Raw genomic sequence first — 18,928 nt, 5'->3', positions numbered from 1 at the left:
CCCCTACTGTCGCACGGTGACGGTCCGCTTGAAGGTGCGAACCGGCGCGCCCGGCGTGGTGACGCGGATCTCGACCGTCGCCTTCACGTCCCGGCGGCGGCCCTTGAGCAGCTTGGCGCCGCTCTTGGAGGCCTTGACCCGGAGCACGTTCCGGCCCGCCTTGGCGCTCCGCGTCGTCGAGGCGAGCGTCTTCGTGCGGTTGCCGATCTTCGCGGTCACCCGGATGCGCACGGACGCGGCCTTCTCGAGCGAGAAGCCGACCGCGAGCCCGCTGCGGATGAAGCTCTTCTCGCTCACCCGCTTGGCGATGTCCAGGCCGATCGGGACCCCCGGCGTCGGCGGGGCGGGCGGCGCCGGAGGCGTGGGTGGCGTCGGCGTGGGCGGCGGGGTCCAGACCGTCGCCTGGTCGGCGCGGAACGGACCGCTGATCTCGTAGAGGATGCCCACGGAGTTGTGGCGCTGTGACGCGACGTACATGCGCGTGCCGTCGGGGTTGAACGCGATCGAGACGACCTCGGACTGCACTGGCTTGAAGTGGGCGTCGCCCGTGATCTTCAGGAACCGCGACACCTGGTTGGCCTGCGTGAGGAGGCAGACGTCCATCGCGTCGGGGTCGTTGTCGTAGGAGTCCTCGGCGACCATCAGATCGCCGGACCTGGTGGCGAGGATGTTGTCGATGCCCTTCAGCGGCGTGCCCGGCAGGTCGCCCGCGCGGTAGAGCACCTCGACGGTGGCGGCGTTCGTGTCGTAGACGTGGACGGTCTCGTCGGTCGTCGTCGTCAAGTACACGCGGCCGGTGTCGTACCAGATGCCCTCGCCGCGGCGGAACTTGATCGAGTCCGCGTGCTGGCTGCGGGTCGGGGTCGCGCCCAGGAACGTCGGGTCGGGCAGCACCTTCCAGACCACGCCGGTGCCGACGCCCGCGCACGCGATCTCGAGCACCCCCGCGCTGAGGTCCGGGTACGCGGCCGGCGTGAAGCGATAGAGCCCACCACCGTCGACGTCCTCGCTCAGATACACCTGCTGGCGCACGGGGTCCACGCACGCCGCCTCGTGCTGGAAGACGCCCAGCGCGGGGTGCGCGGTCGGCGCGTTCGTGGTCACGTCGCACTCCCAGACCATCCCGCGCGGGACCTCTTCGCACGAGAGCCATGTGCCCCACGGCGTCCCGCCGCCCGCGCAGTTCGTGCTCGTCCCGCCGAGGATCCGGTAGGCGTTCGTGATCCCGCCGCGCGCGTCGAAGCGGATCGCCGACGCGCCGCCCGCGCCGCCGGGGACCTCCGAGTTGATCGCGAGGATCCAACCGCCGTCGGACGGCATCCGGATCGTGGCCGCGCCGTCGGGATAGATCGGGAACACGTACCCGGTGCTCGCGACGGGCTGGCCGGACTGGGCGATCACGCGCGAGCTGAAGCCGGGCGGAAGCTGCAGCCCGTTGGCGTCGGCCGGCTGCAGCGGACCGTACGGCCCGTAGGGAGCGAGCGTGGCCGGCGGCGCGGCGAACGCGTCGCGCCAGAACGCGGGACCGAACGACACCGCCGCGGCAGTGGTCAGCCCTGACTGGATCAGTCGGCGGCGGGTGAGCATGCGCAATGTCTACAGGTGAGTGCGCCGGCCCGCAAAGGGCGATCTTCCGGTCTAAGGGGTCGGCAGGGTGAGGCCGGCCGCCGGGACGACGACGGACACCGGCGCTCCCGGGCCACCGCCGCCCTTGCTGCGGTAGGTCGGCACGCCGACACACGTGAACAGCAGCGCCGCCAGCGGCTCGCCGACCGTGTCCGGGAACAGCGTGTCGACGAACGTCATGCCGCTCGCGCCGAACCCGAGCGCGTAGGCCGCAAGGTGCAGCCGGCCTTCGACGAGGCCGGCGTCGAGCTGGGCGTCGCGGTAGGCGCGTTCGTCGAGGCGGTCCAGGTGCGTCGCGCCCATCACCACGAACGCCGCGTCGCGCCCGAGGTCCTGGTCCCAGCACAGGCGCAGGAGCTCCTCGCGCAGGTCGCCGGTGCGGAGCGGCTGCGCGAGGTCGGGCCAGCGGTAGAGGCCCGGCTCGACGTCGTCGACGCCGTGGACGGCGATGAAATGCGGCTCGCGCACGCTTGTGAGCGCGTACTCGAGCGCGGCCTCGAAATGCGCCTTCGACACCGTCGCGCTCGCGTCCATCCGGCGCGTGGAGCCGCGCTTGAGGATCACGCCCTCCAGGTCGTCGGTCGGGAGCGGGGGCGCCGCGGGCCACGGCTCGCCGAGCGCGCCCGTGCCGTCGCCCGCGCGCTGGGTCTGCGTGATCAGCGGCAGCTCACGCGGTGTGTGGTCCACCGCGCCGGTCGCGGCGGCGCCACCCGGATCCAGCCGCGGTGCGCCGTCCTCGAGCGTGACGAGCGCGAGCGGGAACTCGTGCACGCCGTCCGCGCCCACCAGGCGCGTGACCGCGGCGTCGTCGAAGCGCGTGTGGAGCCGTGCGCCGGGGGCGAGCGCGAGCGTCTGGGCGAGCATCGTTCCTGCGTCCCAGTACAGGTGCCGGAAGCCGCGTTCGGCGTAGCGCCAGGCGGTCCGCCACGGGACGCCGGTGAGGATCACCGTCGTCGCCTCGCCGCCCGCCGCCGGAGCGATCCGCACCAGCGCGTGCGCCTCCGGGTCGTACCAGCGGACGCCGTCGGCCCCGGACACGTAGAGCTCGAGCGGGAAGCGCCCGCCCGCCGACCCCGCGGCGCGGAACAGCTGCCGCGGGCGGCCTTCGCGCTCAGCGGTGCGGACGACGCCGGCCGAGAGGAACAGCAGGCGCGCCAGCGGGTCCTCGTCCAGTGTGCGGGTGAGCTCGACCCGGGGGAGATCGGCCGGATAGCGCTTGTACGGGTACGGCCAGGTCGCGAAGTCGTTCGCGACGAGGTCCTGGAGCACGAGCGGGTGATCCGCCGGCGGGGCCGGGAAGTCGTCGCCCGCCTTGTAGGAGGTCAGCGCGTGATAGAGCCGCGCCACATCGCCCGAGACCATGCGGGAATAGTGGCGCACGGCGTACCGTCCTGACGACCATGAGCATCCGCACCCGTGATCTGCTGTTCGAAGCGGGCCTCCGCCACGAGCCGACCGCCAAGCGCGTGCGGGCCGAGCTCGACGGGGCCACGGTCGTCGACAGCACCGACGCGCTGCTCGTCTGGGAGCCGCGTCGCGTCGTGCCGTCCTACGCCGTCCCCGCGGCGGACCTCGCGCTGGCGGTGGCGATCGCGCCCGGCTCGGCCGACGTCCCGGACGGCCTGCTCCACCCCGGCATCCCGTTCGCGGCGCACACGGCACCGGGGGAGCCGCTCACGCTCGGCGGCCGCGAGCACGCGGGCTTCCGGCTCACCGATCCCGACCTCGACGGCTACGTCCTGCTCGACTTCGACGCCTTCGACGCCTGGCGCGAGGAGGACGAGCCGATCCACGGCCACCCGCGCGACCCGTTCGCACGCGTGGACGTCCGCGTGAGCGCGCGCCCCGTCCGGATCGCGCTCGACGGCACCGTGCTCGCCGAGTCCACGCGCGCGCGACTGCTGTTCGAGACGCTCGTACCCACGCGCTTCTACCTCCCGCGCGAGGACGTGCGCCTCCCGCTCCAGCCGAGCGCGCGGCACAGCTACTGCCCGTACAAGGGCGAGGCGTCCTACTGGTCGGCCGGCGCGCACGCGGACATCGCCTGGAGCTACGAGACGCCGCTGCCCGACCTGACGGTGATCGCCGGGCTGGTCGCCTTCTGGGACGAGCGCGTGGACGTGTTCGTCGACGGCGAGCTGCGCGGCGCACCGCGGGGCGCGGTGGCCGACGCCATGCGCGACGAGTTCGACCTCTAGCCGCGTATACATGGGAGCCTCATGAGCGTCGAACTCCTCAACGTCCCGGGCCGTCAGACGACGCCCTTCTACCACCACGTGTCGGTCGCCACGGGCCGGCGGATCATCCACATCGCGGGCCAGGTCGGCTCCGACGACGACCTCCAGCTCGTCGAGGGTGGGCTCGCCGCCCAGGCCGAGCGGGCGCTGCGCAACGTCGTCGCTGCCGTCGAGGCCGCGGGCGCGACCGCCGCGGACCTCGTGAAGCTGACGATGTACGTCACCGACTGGACGCCGGACCAGCTGGGCGAGCTCGGCGCGGGCCTCGCCGCGGTCGAGGACGTCCCGCGCGTGCCCGCGTCGCTGATCGGCGTCTCGATCCTGTTCGAGCCCGGCTACCGGATCGAGATCGAGGCGGTCGCCGTCACCGACTAGCGACGAACTGGTCCGTGTTCGCGCGGATGAACGGCCCGAGGACGTTGGCCAGCGCGGTGTTGCGCCGGTACTGCGTCGCGGCGTAGATCTCGTCGAGCTCCGCGACCTTCGTGGCGTCGAGCTGGTCGACCAGCGCGCCGCGCTGCTCGGCGTCGCGCGGGATCTTCCCGCCGGGCCAGAGCGCGGCGGCGTCGCGGAAGATCGCGGCGAACTCGGGCGAGCCGACGCGCTCCGCCGCCGACTGCAGGTCCGCGGCCACGGCGCCCGAGGGGTTGGACCAGAACTGCGTGAAGCCGCCGTTGAGGATCTCGAAGTCGGCGTAGTAGAACGCGTACACGGCGAGCTGCGCCGCGTTCAGGCGGTCGACGGCGTCCTCGGGGTCCAGCTCGTAGAACGGGCGGGTGACGACGGCGCGCACGAGCGGGCCGTTGTCGAGCCCTGCCACCGCCGCGGGCGGGACCTTGAAGTCCTTGCGCGTGCCCGCCTTGCGCGTGATCTCCTCGCCGTGCGCGCCGTCGTCGGGGATCGTGTCCAGAGCGGGATCGTCGGGATCGAACCCGGGCTCGGGCGTCATCTCGGCCGGCCAGCCCGAGGCCTCGGCGGCCGCGCCTTCCTCGACGGCCGGCTCGGGGATGCCGCCGCACCCACCCAGGGCGGCCAGGAGGACCAGGAGCACGAGCGCGCGTTTCATCGGCGCGAGTCTGGCACGGCGTTCAGCCGATGCTCATCGGCCAGTTGTCCAGGCAGCCGGGTTTTGGGTGGTTCGTCGTGGGCATAGTGTCGGGGTGCCCCGCCGTCTCGTCGTGCCCGCGATCGCGCTCGCGCTCGTGTGCTCCGGCGGCGGGAACGCGCTCGCCGCGGATCGCACCGACCTGTTCGTCGCCGCGCTGAAGGAGTCGCCGGTGTACGTCAGCGACTCGGTCTCGCGCCGGATCGACGACGCCGACCGCGAGGCGCTCCTCCGCGACGTCGAGCGGATGCCGTTCCCCACGTTCGTCGTCGTCGCACCCGACCTGAGCAGCGAGACCATCTACGGCGACGACCGGCTCGCGCTGCTGCGCGACGGCCTCGGCCGCGACGGGCTCTACGTGGTCAGCGACGACCGCGGCTCGCTGGTCTACCTGAGCGCGTACGGGGTGCAGCTGCCGATGCGCGATCACGACATCGAGCAGGCCACGTACAACGACTACGACCGCGACGACCCGGGGATCGACAAGCTCCGGTACGCGCTCGCGCTGGCCCGCGGCGAGGCGCGCATGCCCCGCTCCGAGCGCGCCGTGATCCCGCCCGACGAGGGCGGCCCGGTGCCGACCCCGTACCGCGAGCCGGAGGAGGACGACGAGCGCACGTCCTCGGCCGCGCTCGGGTTCTCGATCCTCGGCGCGTTCTTCGCCGGCGTGGCGTTGTCGGCGACCGGGCTGGAGCGGCGCTACCGCCGTCGCCGCGCACGCGGGCGGCGCGGCAAGCACGCGACGCCCGCCGCGGACACCCGCACGCGGGCGGTGGACACACACGCCAAGCTGGCGCGCGAGATCGCGCGCAAGCGAGCGCCGGACGAGCGTGCGGTGGATCTCGAGGTCGCAGCGTCGATGGCGCTCGATCGCCAGGGCAAGCCGATCGACGACCTCGGCGCGCTCGTGCTCGCCCAACGGGGGCGCGAGGCGTTGGCGGGGAAGGAGCGCGAGCGCTGCTTCTTCGACCCGCGCCACAGCGGCTGGGCGAAGCCGACGCGTTGGCAAAGCGACCGCGCGATGGTCGAGGTGCCGGCCTGCAAGCGGTGTGCGCAGGCGGTCGCCGCGGGTCGCGCACCCGAGTCGGCGTGGGACGGCGACCGGCCGTACTGGCAGCGCGACACGGTCTGGGCGCGCACGGGCTTCGGCACGTTGCGGCGCGACATGCGCCGCGCGCTCGCGGAGGACCGGCGGTGAGGGCGGCGCTGATCACGCTGCTCGCGATGCTGCTGCTCGCGGCGCCTGCTCGCGCGGAGGACCGGCTGGACCGCGCGGCGACGGGCCTGAAGGCCGCTCCCCTGTACGTGCATCCGGAGCTGGACTTCCTGATCCCGGAGCGCGACCGGACGCTCATCCTCACCGCGCTGCGCGACGCCTATCTGCCGTTCGACGTCAAGGTCGTCGTGATGCCGTCGGTCGAGGCGGACGAGAGCGGCGGCGAGGCCGACCGCATGCTGTGGGCGCTCAACGACCGGCTGCCGAAGGTCAAGCGGCTGCTGATCGGCGTCGACCAGCGCGGCAACTTCGAGCTCTTGAAGGTCAACCTCAGCCGGAACGTCGACGTGCCGTTCGAGCTCGAGTACGGCGCGACCGGCGAGGACGGGCCCACGACGATCGTCCCGCGGCTGCGGGGCGTGTTCCAGATCGCCGCGACCGCGGAGGACGACGGCTATTCCTATCAACGTGACCGTCCGACCGAGCCGCTCGACCCGCTCCCCGAGAACCGCCCCGACGACTACCTGGACGACATCGGCGACGACGGCACGCCGGACTGGCTCATCGTCCTCGCCTGCGCGATCGCGGGCCTGTTCACCGGCGCCGTCTGCTGGGCCGGCTCGTTCCTCTTCCGGGATTTCCGCCGTGCCTAGGCGGCTGCTGCTCGCCCTCGTGCTGCTCGCGTTGCTGCCGGCGACGGCCGCCGCGCAGGAGATCGGCGCCGCCGCGACCGGGCTGGGCCAGGGCCCGCTGCACGTGGACCCGTCCCTGCGGTCGGCGCTCACCGACCAGGAGCGCACCGACCTGGCGGCGCGGCTGGCGAACACCAAGCCGCCCGTGCTGGTCGCGCTCGTCCCGCTCGTCTCGGGCGACTCGGTGGACGGCAAGCCGCGCCAGCTGCTGACCGTGCTGCGCCGCCGCACGGGCCGCGACGACGCGGCGATCGTGACCGTCCACGACAACATCCTCTACGCGGACACCCCGACGCCGACGGCCGAGGAGGACCCGGTCCGCGCCGCGGCGACCGTCGCGCTACTCGCGGAGGATCGCGAGTACGACGAGCGGATCGCGACCACGCTCAACCGCTTCCTCGACGCGCTGGCAGACCCGGACGTCTTCAAGGAGGCGGAGGCGCTGCGCGACCGGCAGGACCAGGACTCCGCGCCGTCCCGGCCGGCGACGAGCGGCGGCACCGAGCGCGCGGACGATGACGGCGACGGGGTCGGGCTCGCGCCGTTCATCTCGCTGGCCATCATCGTGGTCGTCGGCCTGCTGGTGCTGACGCTCCGCCGCCGGCGCGGGGCCCGCCCGGGTAGCGGCCCGCTCGTCCTTCCCGACCACGTCTTCGAGGCCGCGCACGGCGCCCGCCGCCGGGAGCTGCGCCAGACCGTGGAGCGCGAGCTGACAGACCTTGCGGATCAGCTCGACGCGGAGCCCGTGCCGCGCGAGGCCCGCGCGCAGGAGCAGTACCAACGGGCGTTGGACGCACGCGACACCGCCGGCCGCTTGCTCGCCGACGAGGACGCGACGGACGCGGACCTGGTCGGCGCGCTCGTGCTCGAGGACCTCGCCCAGACCGCGCTCGGCCACGCCCGCGCGCTCACCCACGGCCGCCCGATCACGGACCCGGCGCCGCTGTGCGCGCTCAACCCCACGCACGGCCGCAGCGTCGACACGGGCCGCTGGGGCGCGAGCCCGAAGCTCCCGGTGTGCAAGGCCTGCCGCCGCGACCTGCGCGCCAAGCACGCCCCGGACGTGCTCGACGACGGCGGCCGCCCGTACCTGGAGCGCGACACCGTCTGGGCCCGCACGGCGTTCGGCGCGCTCGTCTCGGACCTGCCGACCGAAGTCGTCCGCGACCGCGTGGAGCGCGAGTAGCCCGGCGCGGCGTCGGCCGCCCACGCCGTCGCCGGCCGCGGCCAGCGTGCTCGCGCTAGCCGCGCACGAGGGCGAGGCGCTGGTCGGCCGCGCCGATTGTCACGCGCTGGCCCCAGTCGAGCGCGAGGTGGTCGGCCTCGATGCCGTCGCCGAACACGACGCCCTCGATCTCGCTCGTCACCGTCAGCGCGGCCCCGCTCGCCAGCACGCCCGCGGTCAGGGACGCGCCGGTCGTCGGGCTCTCCCAGGCCTCGCGGACGAACCACGCGAGCTCCGGCGCGACCGGCGCCGGCAGCGCGAGCCGGCCCTGGTTGATGCTCTTCGCCCAGCCGGTCGCGCCCGTTCCCGTGGCGACGATGAGGCCCGACGAGGACTGGTGCTCGCTCACATCCCCCACCGTGAGCGCGTACCGCGCCGACTGGTGCGTGCGGTGGCCGAGGAACACCTCGTTCAAAGCGCGCAGCTCCTGGCCGTCGTCGAGTGCCGCGCGGACCATCGTGCGCGGCTCGATCGCGGCGCGGCCCGCCGCCAGGTCGGCGCAGAGATCCGCGAGCGCGTCCGGACGATGGGTCACGAGCACGCCCGGGAACCGCTCCGGCTCCGGATTCAAACCAATGACCGGCTGCCCGCCCAGGTACTTGGAGACGTTCGCGACCAGCCCGTCCTGCCCGAGCACGACGATCACGTCGTCCTCCGCGAACAGGAAGCGGTCGAGGTCCTCGCGCGCCACGGTCGCGCTGCGCCAGCTCGGCGGCACCGCCCCGAGCACGCGCGCCCGCGTCTCCTCGTAGCGCAGGTGGCGCTCCTCGACCTCGGCGATGTCCAGGCCGCGCTGACCCAGGAAGAACCGCGCCTGCTCGCGCGTGCCGTGACGCGCGAGCAAGTCGCGGAACTCGGTCGGACGCTCGACCAGGACGCAGCGCGGGACGAGGCTCATCGGTTCAGCTTCGCCAGGACCGGGGTGAGCATGTCGGGCGTGATCGTCAGGTGCTCGATCTTGCCGAGGTTCTCGGCCAGCTCACGCAGGGCGAGCGCGAGCAGGACGTCGGGCGGCATCGCCGCGTCGACCTTCGCGCGCTCGGCGTCGATCCGCAGCTGCGCGCCCTGGACCGCGTCGATCGTCGTCGCCTTGCGCGCCGCGGCCAACGCGTGCCGCTCGTCGGCGGCGGTCGCCTCGACCATCGCCGCGGCCGCCTGCTCCTCCGCCCGCTTGCGCTGGTTCGCGCCCTCACGGCCGACGAGCTCCTCCTCGCGCCGGGCGAGCTCGATCCGGTTCTGCAACTCGTTCTCGGCGATCGCCCGCTCCTTCTGCACCGCCTGCGCGCGCCGCTGGAACGTGGCCTGGTCGGCGTCCTGCTGGATCGCCTCACGCGTGGGCTGCTGCAGCGCCTTCTCCAGCTCGGCCGTCGGCGCGACCGCGGCCACGCGCACCGCCACGACCTCGATGCCGAGCTCCTGCAGCGCGACCTCCGCCGCGAGCCCCGCGGCGATGTGCGCCCGGATCGGCGCGACGCCGTCGGCGAGGATCTGGCGCACGTCGCGCTTGACCAGTTCGTCGATCACGAACTGCTGCGCGAGCTGCATGACGAGCCCGGCGAGCTGCTCGAGCGGCGTCTGCGTCCAGCGCCCGGTGTTCAGGTCGACGGCGAAGTCGATCCGGCGCGCGACCCGCTGCGGATCGACGACCCGGAAGGTGATCACGCCCTGCACGATCAGCTCCTGGAAGTCCGTGCTGCGCACGTGGAACAGAAACGGCAGCTCGCGGTCGTCGATCGGCACCTCCGCGATCGCGGTGTTGATCGCGCGGAACCAGAACGCCTGGCCCGCGCCCTCACGGCGCAGCGTGCCGTTGCGGTAGCCGAGCACGTGGTTGGTCGGCTCGGCGCGGAGGTGGCGGATGAATGGGTAGCGCTTGATCTCAGCCATTGTGGACGTCCTTCTGGTCTGCTTGACCAGAAGGACGATAGCAAGGTTTTGGTCAGGTTGACCTATTCAGGCTCTCGGCCGTGTCGACGACGGTCTCCTCGAGCGGACGCGGCGCCCAGCCGAGCACGCGGCGCGCCTTCTCCGCGCTCAGGTGGCGGAAGTTGCCGACCTCCCGCGCGATCGAGTCGAGCGCCGGGTTCGTCTTCGCCGCCTCGCGCAGCACGTCGTCGGGGATCTCGGCCGTCGGGACGTCCGCTCCGAGCCGCTCGCGCAGGATCCGCGCGAGGTCGGCGAGCCACACGCCGTCCCCACTCGCGGCGATGAAGCGCTCACCCGCGGCCGCCGGGTCGGTCATCGCGCGCAGGTGCAGGTCGGCGGCGTCGCGCACGTCGACGACGGAGAACGCCAGCCGTGGCATCCCGCTCGCGAACGTCCCGTCGAGCAGCCCGGAGACCATCCCGATCGAGGCCGAGCGGTCGCTGCCGAGCACCGGCCCGAATATCCCGACGGGGTTGACCACCGCCAGCTCGAGCCCGGTCTCACGCGCGAAGTCCCACGCCGCGCGCTCCGCGATCGCCTTGGACTTGATGTAGGCGCCGATGTCCGCGGTCGGGTCCGTCCAGTCGGCCTCGGTGAACACGTGGTCGCCGGGCTCGCGGCCGTAGCCGACCGCCGCGAACGACGACGTGACCACGACCCGGCGCACGCCGGCGTCGAGCGCCGCGCGCAGCACGCGCAGGGTGCCGTCGCGCGCGGGGACGATCAGGTCGTCCTCGTGGTCGGGCGCGCCCGCCGGGAACGGCGAAGCGGTATGGAGGACATAGTCGGCGCCGGCGGCCGCCTCCGCCCAGCCGTCGTCGGACAGCAGGTCGGCGATGACGAGCTGCAGGCGCGCGGGATCGCCGAGCGTGGCGCGGACCCGCTCCGCGCGCTTGGCCGACCGCACGGTCGCGCGGACGTCGTACCCGCGCTCGAGCAGCTGGATGGTGGTGTGCAGGCCGAGGAAGCCGGAGCCCCCGGTGAGGAGCACGGTGGACATGGGAGGTTCTCCCTTCGAGATGGGTCGTTGCGGAGGGCTGAGCGCGAAGCTCAGGCGGAAACGTGCGTGTGCGGCGGCGCCTTGGCCGCCAGCGAGGCGAGCAGCGCGAGCGCGTGCTCGGACGCGCTCCCGGGCTCGGCGTGATGGATCACGAGGGTCTGGCCGGGCGAGCCGCTGATCTCCAGCTTCTCCCAGCCGAGCTCGACGGCGCCGACCTGCGGGTGCTGAAGCACGGTCGTGCCGCGCCCGACGCGCGGGCGCACGTCATGGCGAGCCCACAGCCGCCGGAAGACGTCGCTCTCGAGCGCGAGCTCGCCGACCAGCGCGACCAGGCGCGGATCGCCGGCGGCGTCGGCGCTCACCGCGCGCAGCCCGGCGACGACGCTGCGGGCGATCCGGTCCCAGCCGTCGCCGAACAGCTCACGCACGGCGGGGTCCAGGAAGGTCGCGCGGTAGGCGTTGGTGCCCGTCGTGAGGCCGGGCATCAGCGCGGCGGCGAGCGGCGTCGTCGCGAGGATGTCGCCGAAGCGGTTCATGACGGAGACGGGCTGGTCCGCCAGGCGCTCGAGCAGCAACTGGACGCCGGGTGCGACCGCGTCCTCGCGCGGCGCGCGGCCACGAGCGCGCGGACGCTCCGCGGCGGGCGTGCCGAGCTGGTGCAGGTGCGCGGTCGCGGCCTCGTCGAGCTGCAGCGCCTTGGCCAGCGCGTCCAACACCGAGGGCGAGGGATGCCGGTCGCGGCCCTGCTCGAGCCGGACGACGTAGTTCGTGCTCACGCCGGCGAGCTGCGCGAGCTCTTCGCGGCGCAGCCCGGGCACCCGCCGCGTACCGTCGTCCTCACGCAGGCCGACGTCGCCGGGCAGGACCCGCTCACGTCGGGCCCGGAGGAACTCACCGAGGCGGTTGCCGTCATCCATGCCTTGGAAGCTAGCCCATGCCTTCCGGCGCAAGGTGCCCCTGCCACTCACACCCGCGACGGTCGCGGCGACCCCAACTAAGGGGCCGCCGCGACCGCTCAGCTCACGGGTTCGTGGTGGACAGGGTGAACGTCAGCGTCCTCGAGTACGACCCGGTGCGGAGCGCGTCCGTCGCCGCGATCGGCTGCTTGAACGTGATGTTCACGCGGTCGTTGGACACCGGTGCGGTCCACGCCGACTTCGAGAACGCGACCTGCAGCGGCTGCGGCAGGGTGAACGTCCCGTTGGCGAGGTGGCCGGGGTCGGAGACGCTCAACGTCGCGTCACCGGCCGTCGAGATCACGTCGGCATACGTGCTCGCCTCGTACGTCTTGGCGACGCCCGGGACGAACGCCCCGAACGTGGCCGGCGCGCCGAGCGACAACGAAAGGGTCGCCGGAACGTTGCCGCCCGCCGCGCCCGGCGTCTCCACCTTCTGAACGGTGACGCCGTTGCCATTGAAGTGCACCCAGTTGAGCAGGAACATCGCCTGCCCGGCCGCGACGCCGCCGGTGACGTTGCGGAACACCAGGAACAGCTCGTTCTTGCCCGACACCGAGATCGGGAAGGTGAGGCTGTTCCAGGCCGCAGTGCCACCCGTCGACGTCAACGGGAGCGTGGTGACGATCGGACCCGTCTGCGAGCCCGTCCGCACCTCGATCGCGCCCAGTGGCGACCCGACCGTGCGGCCACCCGCGTTGTCCGTGTAGCGGACGGTGACCGAGTCGATCTGGTGCAGGTTGAACGGGCCGTTGAGCTGGATCCAGTCGCCCGAGGCCAGGCTGTTGCGGTGGAGCCCGCTCACGCCGCTGTCGGTGTTCGCGGCCGTCGTCGTGCCGGACTGGCTGACGACGTGCTCGACCTCCTGGCGCTTCTGGCGGACCTGCACCTGGCTGACCGCCTTCAGCGACGGGACGCCGCCCGTGGAGCCCTTGTCCTCGTACTCGGCGCTGATCACGCCGAACACGTTGCCGCCGTGCGCCTGGTCGTTCTCGTCGGTCTTGAGGAAGCCGGTGCAGCCGTTGCGGCTGACCAGCTCGTGACCGTGCGTGTCGTGACCGAGGACGTACTTGACCACGACGTCCTTGCAGTCGATCGACGGCTCTTCCGGATCGGTGACCGTGACCTTGTACTGCAGCTCGTCGCCGAACGAGAACAGGCCCCCGTCGAGCGGCGCCTCGACCTTGATCGTCGCCGTGGTGTTGCCGCTCGTGATGAGCGTGCTCGTCGACGTGCGCTCGCCCGAGGAGTCGATCACCGTCAGCTTGGCCGTGAAGCGGCCGCGCTGCGTGTAGGTGTGCGCCGGGTTGGGCTCGGTCGAGATCGCTGAGCCGTCACCGAAGTCCCACTCGTACCGGAGCGAGTCGCCCGGGTCCTCGTCCAGCGAGCCGGCGCTGGAGAAGTTGACCGTCAGCGGCGAGGCGCCGTCGGTCTTGTCCGTGGTAAGCACGGCCTTCGGCGGCCGCTTGCCCTTCACGTACTCCCACTTGTACATGCCGGCGTCCGGGCTGATGACGTTGAAGCCGTTGCCGTACGTCAGCAGGTAGAACGCGCCGTCCGCGCCCCACTGCATGTCCATCGGGTTGTCGCACTCGAACTGGAACGTGCCCGACGCGGTGTTGGCCCGGCTGCCGCAGTCCAGGAAGCCGTTGATCTTCTGGATCCGGTTCTGGTCGTCGAGCTTGATCTCCCGCAGGGTGTCCTGCGTCCACTCGCCGATGATCACCGAGTCGTCGTAGTACGGCGGGAACTTCTTCGGGTTCGGGTTGCTCGCTTCGTAGTTGTACTTCGTCATGCCGTGCGGGCCGACGCCACCGGTGTAGAGCTCCGGGAACAGCCGCGGGCATTCGGTGGTCGAGCCGGGCGCGATCGGGCCCGGCGTCGGGGCGTAGTTCGCCAGGCACGGGGTGCCGAGCGGCGACGCGGTGTTGTTGTCGCGGTACGAGTACCAGATGTCCGGGTTGGTGACGGGCGGGACCTCACGCAGGCCGGGCTCGACCGTCGGACCGCCCTCGATGTTCCACAGCGAGTCGTTGCGCTGCGTCGGGCCGTCGCACTGGTGCAGCCGCGGCGGGTCCTGCGCGGGCACGCCGGCGGTGATCGTGCCGGGCGCGAACTCGTGGTAGTTCCACTCGTAGTACGCGAGGTCGCGCTTATAGCACGTGGGCCAGCCGTAGTTGGACGGCTTGCGCACGATCTCGTAGCGGCCCGTGCCGCCCGGGCCACGCCCGCGCTGCGGCGTCTGCGCGTCGGGCGAGTAGTCGCTCACGTACGCGACGTCGTTCTCGTCGACCTGGATCCGGAACGGGTTGCGGAAGCCCATCGCGTAGACCTCGGCGCGCGTCCTGTCCTGCGGCGCGCCCGCGACGAGCGGGTACAGGTTGCCGGCCGGGATCGTGTACGCGCCGGTGCCGCTGCCGGTGAAGTCCGCCTTGTTGGCGTCCGCGGCGCCGATCGTGTCCTTGACCTTGATGCGCAGCACCTTGCCGCGCAGGTCGTTGGTGTTGAGCGCGCTGCGGCGCGAGTCGCCGGTCAGCCGCTGGTACCAGTTGCCCTGCCGTGTGGTGGCCGTCGCGACGGTGCCGGCCGTCAGGGCGGCGCCGTCGGCGGTGATCTGCGGCTGGTCGGTCTGCTGCTTGCCGCGGCGGAAGAACACGGTGATGGTCGTCGTGTTCACGGTGTTCGCCGCCTGCTGCGTCGGCAGCGGGCTCACCTGGATCTCGTCGGCCTCGATGTTCGGCAGCGCCTCGAGCGCCGCGTCGATGGCCGGGCCGGCCGCGTTGTAGGCGATCGGTGCCGTCGTCTGGCCGTTGAAGGTCAGCGTGAACGTGCCGGCCGTCGCGCCGGTGACGCGCACGGTCTGCTGCTCGTCGGTCTTCTGGCTGTTGAACGGGCCGTAGCCGGGGTTGGCGTTGATGCCGCCGGCCGGCGTGTCGTCGCCCGTGACGAACCACAGGTTCCCATGCTTGTCGAAGTCGATGTCACCCGCGACGTGGCAGCACTCCTGCCGGTTCATCGGCACGCGGATGATCTGCTGCTCCGTCGTCAGGTCGAGTCGCGGGCCGTTGGCGTCCTCGACGAACTTGAAGCGGCTGAGCTGGTGGTAGCCGACGTAGGGATCCCAGGCCGTCTTGGACTCCGCGAAGTCCGGCGGCGTCGTGTTCGGCGTGGTCTGCGTGACGATCTGGCCCGTGGAGAGCTTGACGTCGGTGACCGTCTGCGGCGAGTAGAAGAGGTAGACCCACTTGTTCGTTGCGAAGTTCGCGTCGACCGCCGGGCCGTACAGGCCGTCCTCGCCCGCCGAGTAGATCCGCTGCGTGAGCGGGAGCGCCGGGTCGTTGAAGTTGGCGATCACCTTGGTGACGCCGGTGGTGGCGTCGTGCAGGCGCAGCGAGCCGAGGCGGTCGGTCTGGAGGACGCGGCCGTCCGGCAGCTGGTCGAAGCCGACCGGCTCCTGCAGGTTCGGCGGCGAGCCGATCTTCGTCTGCTGGTAGTTGCGCAGGACGGTCGCGCCGCAGTCGCTGTAGACCGGGTCGCTCGTGCCCGTCGCCCAGCTGATCGCGCCCTTCAGGTGCGTGGTCAGCGTGGCGTCGAACGCGGCCGGCGTGTTGCCGAGCGCGGTGTAGAACGAGCGGCCGCCCTGGTAGTCCTTGCAGAAGGAGACCGGGTGCTGGGAGCCCATCGTGCCGCCCTCGATGCCGTCCAGCGTCTGGCCCTGCGGCTGCGGGCCGAACGGGTCCTCGACGACGCTCGCCAGCACGTGTGAGACGCCGCGGACGTTCGTTGCGAGGTTGTACCAATGGTCCGTGCGATCCCAGTAGGACGGGAGGTTCTTGCTCGCGTCATGAACGCGGTCGAACACCTTCACCGTGCCGGACTGGGCGATCGTGCGCGACGACGAACGCGTGCCGAGCACGTTCGTCAGGAACGACCAGGACGTGTCCGTCTCGATCGCCGACCCGATGCCGACGAAGCCGCCGCCCTTGCGGAAGTACGCCTCGAAGTTCGCCTTCTGGGCGTCGGTCAGCGGGCTCGTCTGCCCCGTGTTCAGGAACACGACCGCGCGATACGTCTCCAAGGCCTCAGGCGTGAACTGCGCGCCCACCGCGGCCGGCGCCGGCGCCGTCACGGTGAAGGCGTCGCCGGACGACGCCTGGTTGATCGCGTCCAGGCCGGCGGTCGTCAGCGCGTCGCTGGTGCTCGTCACGACGAGCACCTTCGGCGCCGCGGCCGGCTGTGGTGCTGCTGCTGCCGCTGCCGTTTCAGGCAGCGCGAAAGCAAGGCCCAGCAACGCCAGGCCCGCGCATCTCCGTCTCATTCCCTCTCCCCCTCGGTTCCCTACCCGGACCGTTCGTCCCGGATTAGTTGTAGGAAACGCGAAACTAACGGAGACAGGGATTGTCTGTCAATATGACAAGCCGTTCAGGCGATGCCGGACCGCGTCGGGCATCAGCGGCGGTCGGTCGGCCCGGTAGGCCGCGTCCGCCGCGCGCATGGCCGCGAGCGCGGCGGCGCAGCTGGCGCAGCCGTCGGGATGCGCCGGCTGGTCGATCCGCTCGTCGTCGATGCGGCTCGCGAGGTGGGGGAGTTGCGCGCGGCACGCCTCGGGCACCGGGGTGGCGCGCGCGAGCCGGAGCCGCGCGGTGGCGGCCAGGGTGGCGACGTCGAGCCGCGTGACCCCGAGCAGCTCGGCGATGCCGTCGTAGCCGAGCCCGCTCTCGGCGAGCAGCGCGAGCACCTCGCGCTCAGGCCCGGGCAGTGCGGTGTCCACGGTGGCGATCATCCCATGGAGCAAGACGGGCTCCGGGCTCGAGTGCTTACGCCTCACCCCAGGGTGCCCCAGGATCCCTGGGGTCAAAGATGAGGACCGGCTCCTCATGACCGCGCGGCGCTGCGGGCGGACCATTCGCTTCGTGTTCACCGACCGCACGGAAGCTCAGCCCTTGGACCACGACGCGCTCGCCCGCCTCTTCGCGGAGCACGGCGACCGCGTGTACGCGTACTGCGTCCGGATGCTCGGCAACGAGCACGACGCCGCCGACGCCCTGCAGGACACGTTCCTCAACCTCGCCCGGCGCGGCGTCGACACCGGCGGTGACGCGAGCCGGCTGCGCTTCTACGTGTTCGCGGCCGCCCGCAACGCGTGCTTCGACCTGCAGCGCCGGCGCCGTGACGAGCCCTCGCTGGACGCGCTCCAGGACGCCGGCGTCCCCGTCGAACGCCCGGACCCGCGCTCCGGTCCCGAGCAGGCCGCGCTGGACGGCGTGACCCGCGACGCGGTCTACGGCGCACTCGCCTCCGTCCCCGAGCGCCAGCGCCAGGCCTTCGTCCTGCGCGAGCTGGGTGAGCTCTCCTACGACGAGGTCGGCGACCGCCTCGGCATGAACGCGAACGCCGTCGCGCAGCTGCTGCACCGCGCCCGTCGCGCCCTACAGCTCGCCATCCCCGCTGCCGCGCTCTAGAGCCGTTGGCAGCTCCCGGCGCGAGCGCACCCCGAGCTTGCGGTAGACACTGCCGAGGTGCATCTCGACCGTCTTCTGCGTCACGAACAGCGCCTGCGCGATGTCGCGGTTGGTCATGCCCTCGGCGGCCATCCGCGCGACCCGCGCTTCGGAGGGGGTGAGCACGCCGAGCGCCGACGGCACGGTCGGGACGGACGGGGCCGTGACGCCGGCGCGGGCGGCGAGCGCGGGCGCGCCGCAGCGGATCGCCAGCGCGTGGCCGTCGGCCAGCCGCGGCTCCGCCTGCGGATGCGCGCCGACCGCGTGCAGGGCCAGGCCGTGGTCGATCAGCGCGCGGGCGTGCTCGAGCGCGCCGAGTGAGCGCGCGAGCACCGCGACGGCCTCGGCCAGCAGCGAGAGGCCCTGCTCCTGCTCGGCGACGAGGCCCGCCGCGCGCAGCGCCACCCCGAGCGCGCGCGGCGCGCCGAACGCCCGCGCCAGCTCGACCTCCTCGAACGCCAGCTCCCGCGCGGACCGGGTATCGCCCAGCGTGTGCGCGACGAGCGCGGCGCTCGAGCGCCACGGCGTCACCGCAGGGTTGCGCGCGCCCCACTCCAGCTCCCGGCGCCCGGTCGCCAGCAGCTCCTGGTAGGCGGCCTCGAGCTCGCCGCGATGCACGCGCAGGCAGGCGCGGGCGTGCATCGCGTGGCTGTACGGGAGGTTGTCGGCGGCCTGCTCGCGGACGAAGCGATCCGCGAACGCCTCCAGGTCCGCGTCGACCGTGCCCTGGTCGAGCGCGGTGTAGACGAGCGTCCCGAGCGCCGCCGCGAGGAAGCCCTGCGAGCCGTGCACGTCCCGCGCCAGCTCGAGCGCGGCGGACGCGTCGGCCAGCGCGTCCGAGAGCCGCCCGCGCCGGAACGCGACGAGCGAGCGCAGGCTCGAAGCGGTCGCGAACGCGATCCCGGAGCCGCGCCGACGCGCGTCCTCCAGCGCGCCCGAGTACAGGCGATCCGCCTCGTCGTAGCGCTCCGCGAACATCAGCGCGATCGCGCCGGAGACGAACGCGTGCCCGCCCGCGGTCGGGTCGGTGGCCATCGCCCCGTACGCGAGCCCGCGCGTCGCGAGCTCCGCCACCTCGTCCGCGGGCCGCCCCGCCGCGAACGCGTCGAACGCGAGCCCGGTCAGCCGGAAGCGGTCGAAGTACGTCGCGGGCACCTCCGGCGGCGTCGGCAGCGCGGCGAGCCGCGGCGCGAGCAGCTTGCGCGCGGCGATCGAGATGTACGCCGAGCCGATCAACTCCACTTCGAGCTGCTCGACGAGCGCGGCGTCGGCGTCGTCGAGCGGTCCCGGCGCGGCCCCGGGCGCGCCGCGCGCCGCGTCGGCGTCGTCGAGCCGTCCTGGCTCGCGGCCGGCCGCGGCTGCCGGATCGTCCCGGTCGGCACCCTCGAGCGGTCCCGGGCCGGCCCCGCGCAACCCTCGGGGTGCCTCGGCGAAGATTAAGGCC

16 protein-coding genes are annotated in these 18,928 nt (G+C 72.7%); 6 read left to right on the top strand and 10 right to left on the bottom strand.

Annotated elements, in window-relative coordinates; all coding sequences use genetic code 11:
* Positions 1–3: 3 nt before the first annotated feature.
* Both OJ997_RS21175 and OJ997_RS21170 read right to left on the bottom strand, forming a co-directional pair.
* A complete protein-coding gene (locus tag OJ997_RS21175) occupies positions 4–1,587 on the bottom strand; it encodes an alkaline phosphatase PhoX (RefSeq protein WP_270027227.1) in 1,584 nt (527 codons plus the stop codon).
* 51 nt (positions 1,588–1,638) lie between these two features.
* Positions 1,639–2,988, bottom strand: coding sequence for a nitroreductase family protein (locus tag OJ997_RS21170; protein ID WP_270027226.1), 1,350 nt, complete (start codon positions 2,986–2,988; stop codon positions 1,639–1,641).
* Between the two features lie 38 nt (positions 2,989–3,026).
* On the opposite strand from OJ997_RS21170, the gene OJ997_RS21165 reads away from it, so the two are divergent.
* Both OJ997_RS21165 and OJ997_RS21160 read left to right on the top strand, forming a co-directional pair.
* Positions 3,027–3,824, top strand: coding sequence for a DUF427 domain-containing protein (locus tag OJ997_RS21165; protein ID WP_270027225.1), 798 nt, complete (start codon positions 3,027–3,029; stop codon positions 3,822–3,824).
* A gap of 21 nt (positions 3,825–3,845) precedes the next feature.
* Positions 3,846–4,238 (top strand): RidA family protein, encoded by a 393-nt coding sequence (locus tag OJ997_RS21160; RefSeq protein ID WP_270027224.1) that lies wholly within the window; start codon positions 3,846–3,848, stop codon positions 4,236–4,238.
* Here OJ997_RS21160 and OJ997_RS21155 read toward each other — a convergent pair.
* Entirely contained in the window at positions 4,228–4,929 is a 702-nt protein-coding gene (locus OJ997_RS21155) for a DMP19 family protein (protein WP_270027223.1), read from the bottom strand. The genes OJ997_RS21160 and OJ997_RS21155 overlap by 11 nt on opposite strands.
* A 94-nt stretch (positions 4,930–5,023) precedes the next feature.
* Between OJ997_RS21155 and OJ997_RS21150 the strand changes: the two genes are divergently transcribed.
* The 3 genes from OJ997_RS21150 to OJ997_RS21140 are packed head-to-tail and all read left to right on the top strand — an operon-like array spanning position 5,024 to position 8,062.
* A complete protein-coding gene (locus tag OJ997_RS21150; RefSeq protein WP_270027222.1) occupies positions 5,024–6,166 on the top strand; it encodes a hypothetical protein in 1,143 nt (380 codons plus the stop codon).
* Positions 6,163–6,837 carry a hypothetical protein gene (locus OJ997_RS21145; RefSeq protein WP_270027221.1) on the top strand — a complete coding sequence of 225 codons (675 nt, stop codon included), beginning with the start codon at positions 6,163–6,165 and terminating at the stop codon, positions 6,835–6,837. Before OJ997_RS21150 ends, OJ997_RS21145 begins: the two co-directional genes overlap by 4 nt.
* Positions 6,830–8,062, top strand: a complete 1,233-nt coding sequence (locus OJ997_RS21140; RefSeq protein WP_270027220.1) for a hypothetical protein — start codon at positions 6,830–6,832, stop codon at positions 8,060–8,062. Before OJ997_RS21145 ends, OJ997_RS21140 begins: the two co-directional genes overlap by 8 nt.
* A 55-nt stretch (positions 8,063–8,117) precedes the next feature.
* On the opposite strand, the gene OJ997_RS21135 is transcribed toward OJ997_RS21140, so the two are convergent.
* From OJ997_RS21135 to OJ997_RS21110, 6 genes are all read right to left on the bottom strand, one after another.
* The gene (locus tag OJ997_RS21135; RefSeq protein ID WP_270027219.1) at positions 8,118–8,999 is read right to left on the bottom strand and encodes an NAD(+)/NADH kinase; all 882 of its coding nucleotides are present in this window, start codon (positions 8,997–8,999) and stop codon (positions 8,118–8,120) included.
* On the bottom strand, positions 8,996–9,988 hold the full coding sequence (locus OJ997_RS21130; RefSeq protein WP_270027218.1) for an SPFH domain-containing protein: 993 nt from the start codon (positions 9,986–9,988) through the stop codon (positions 8,996–8,998). The genes OJ997_RS21135 and OJ997_RS21130 overlap by 4 nt, the downstream gene beginning before the upstream one ends.
* Before the next feature lie 52 nt (positions 9,989–10,040).
* Positions 10,041–11,027 carry an SDR family oxidoreductase gene (locus OJ997_RS21125; RefSeq protein ID WP_270027217.1) on the bottom strand — a complete coding sequence of 329 codons (987 nt, stop codon included), beginning with the start codon at positions 11,025–11,027 and terminating at the stop codon, positions 10,041–10,043.
* Between the two features lie 50 nt (positions 11,028–11,077).
* On the bottom strand, positions 11,078–11,944 hold the full coding sequence (locus OJ997_RS21120) for a helix-turn-helix transcriptional regulator (protein ID WP_270027216.1): 867 nt from the start codon (positions 11,942–11,944) through the stop codon (positions 11,078–11,080).
* Positions 11,945–12,047: 103 nt separating this feature from the next.
* Positions 12,048–16,190: a ThuA domain-containing protein gene (locus tag OJ997_RS21115; RefSeq protein WP_270027215.1), complete on the bottom strand. Its 4,143-nt coding sequence runs from the start codon at positions 16,188–16,190 to the stop codon at positions 12,048–12,050.
* 198 nt (positions 16,191–16,388) lie between these two features.
* Positions 16,389–16,754 carry a hypothetical protein gene (locus tag OJ997_RS21110; RefSeq protein WP_270027214.1) on the bottom strand — a complete coding sequence of 122 codons (366 nt, stop codon included), beginning with the start codon at positions 16,752–16,754 and terminating at the stop codon, positions 16,389–16,391.
* A 142-nt stretch (positions 16,755–16,896) separates the two neighbouring features.
* On the opposite strand from OJ997_RS21110, the gene OJ997_RS21105 reads away from it, so the two are divergent.
* Positions 16,897–17,445, top strand: coding sequence for an RNA polymerase sigma factor (locus OJ997_RS21105; protein WP_270027213.1), 549 nt, complete (start codon positions 16,897–16,899; stop codon positions 17,443–17,445).
* On the opposite strand, the gene OJ997_RS21100 is transcribed toward OJ997_RS21105, so the two are convergent.
* Positions 17,413–18,928, bottom strand: a 1,516-nt coding sequence (locus tag OJ997_RS21100; protein ID WP_270027212.1) for a LuxR family transcriptional regulator, incomplete at its 5' end; no start/stop codon positions are given. The genes OJ997_RS21105 and OJ997_RS21100 overlap by 33 nt on opposite strands.

The organism is Solirubrobacter phytolaccae (assembly GCF_027587195.1).
Classification (GTDB): Bacteria; Actinomycetota; Thermoleophilia; order Solirubrobacterales; family Solirubrobacteraceae; genus Solirubrobacter; species Solirubrobacter phytolaccae.
Note: the sequence above shows the minus strand (reverse complement) of the source record. Positions and strands in the feature narration are given on the sequence as shown.

What these genes read in the sequence shown, in the direction of transcription:
- OJ997_RS21175 (WP_270027227.1), bottom strand. Translation starts at nt 1,587, where the DNA reads ATGCTCACCCGCCGCCGACTGATCCAGTCAGGGCTGACCACTGCCGCG.
- OJ997_RS21170 (WP_270027226.1), bottom strand. Translation starts at nt 2,988, where the DNA reads ATGGTCTCGGGCGATGTGGCGCGGCTCTATCACGCGCTGACCTCCTAC.
- OJ997_RS21165 (WP_270027225.1), top strand. Translation starts at nt 3,027, where the DNA reads ATGAGCATCCGCACCCGTGATCTGCTGTTCGAAGCGGGCCTCCGCCAC.
- OJ997_RS21160 (WP_270027224.1), top strand. Translation starts at nt 3,846, where the DNA reads ATGAGCGTCGAACTCCTCAACGTCCCGGGCCGTCAGACGACGCCCTTC.
- OJ997_RS21155 (WP_270027223.1), bottom strand. Translation starts at nt 4,929, where the DNA reads ATGAAACGCGCGCTCGTGCTCCTGGTCCTCCTGGCCGCCCTGGGTGGG.
- OJ997_RS21135 (WP_270027219.1), bottom strand. Translation starts at nt 8,999, where the DNA reads ATGAGCCTCGTCCCGCGCTGCGTCCTGGTCGAGCGTCCGACCGAGTTC.
- OJ997_RS21130 (WP_270027218.1), bottom strand. Translation starts at nt 9,988, where the DNA reads ATGGCTGAGATCAAGCGCTACCCATTCATCCGCCACCTCCGCGCCGAG.
- OJ997_RS21125 (WP_270027217.1), bottom strand. Translation starts at nt 11,027, where the DNA reads ATGTCCACCGTGCTCCTCACCGGGGGCTCCGGCTTCCTCGGCCTGCAC.
- OJ997_RS21120 (WP_270027216.1), bottom strand. Translation starts at nt 11,944, where the DNA reads ATGGATGACGGCAACCGCCTCGGTGAGTTCCTCCGGGCCCGACGTGAG.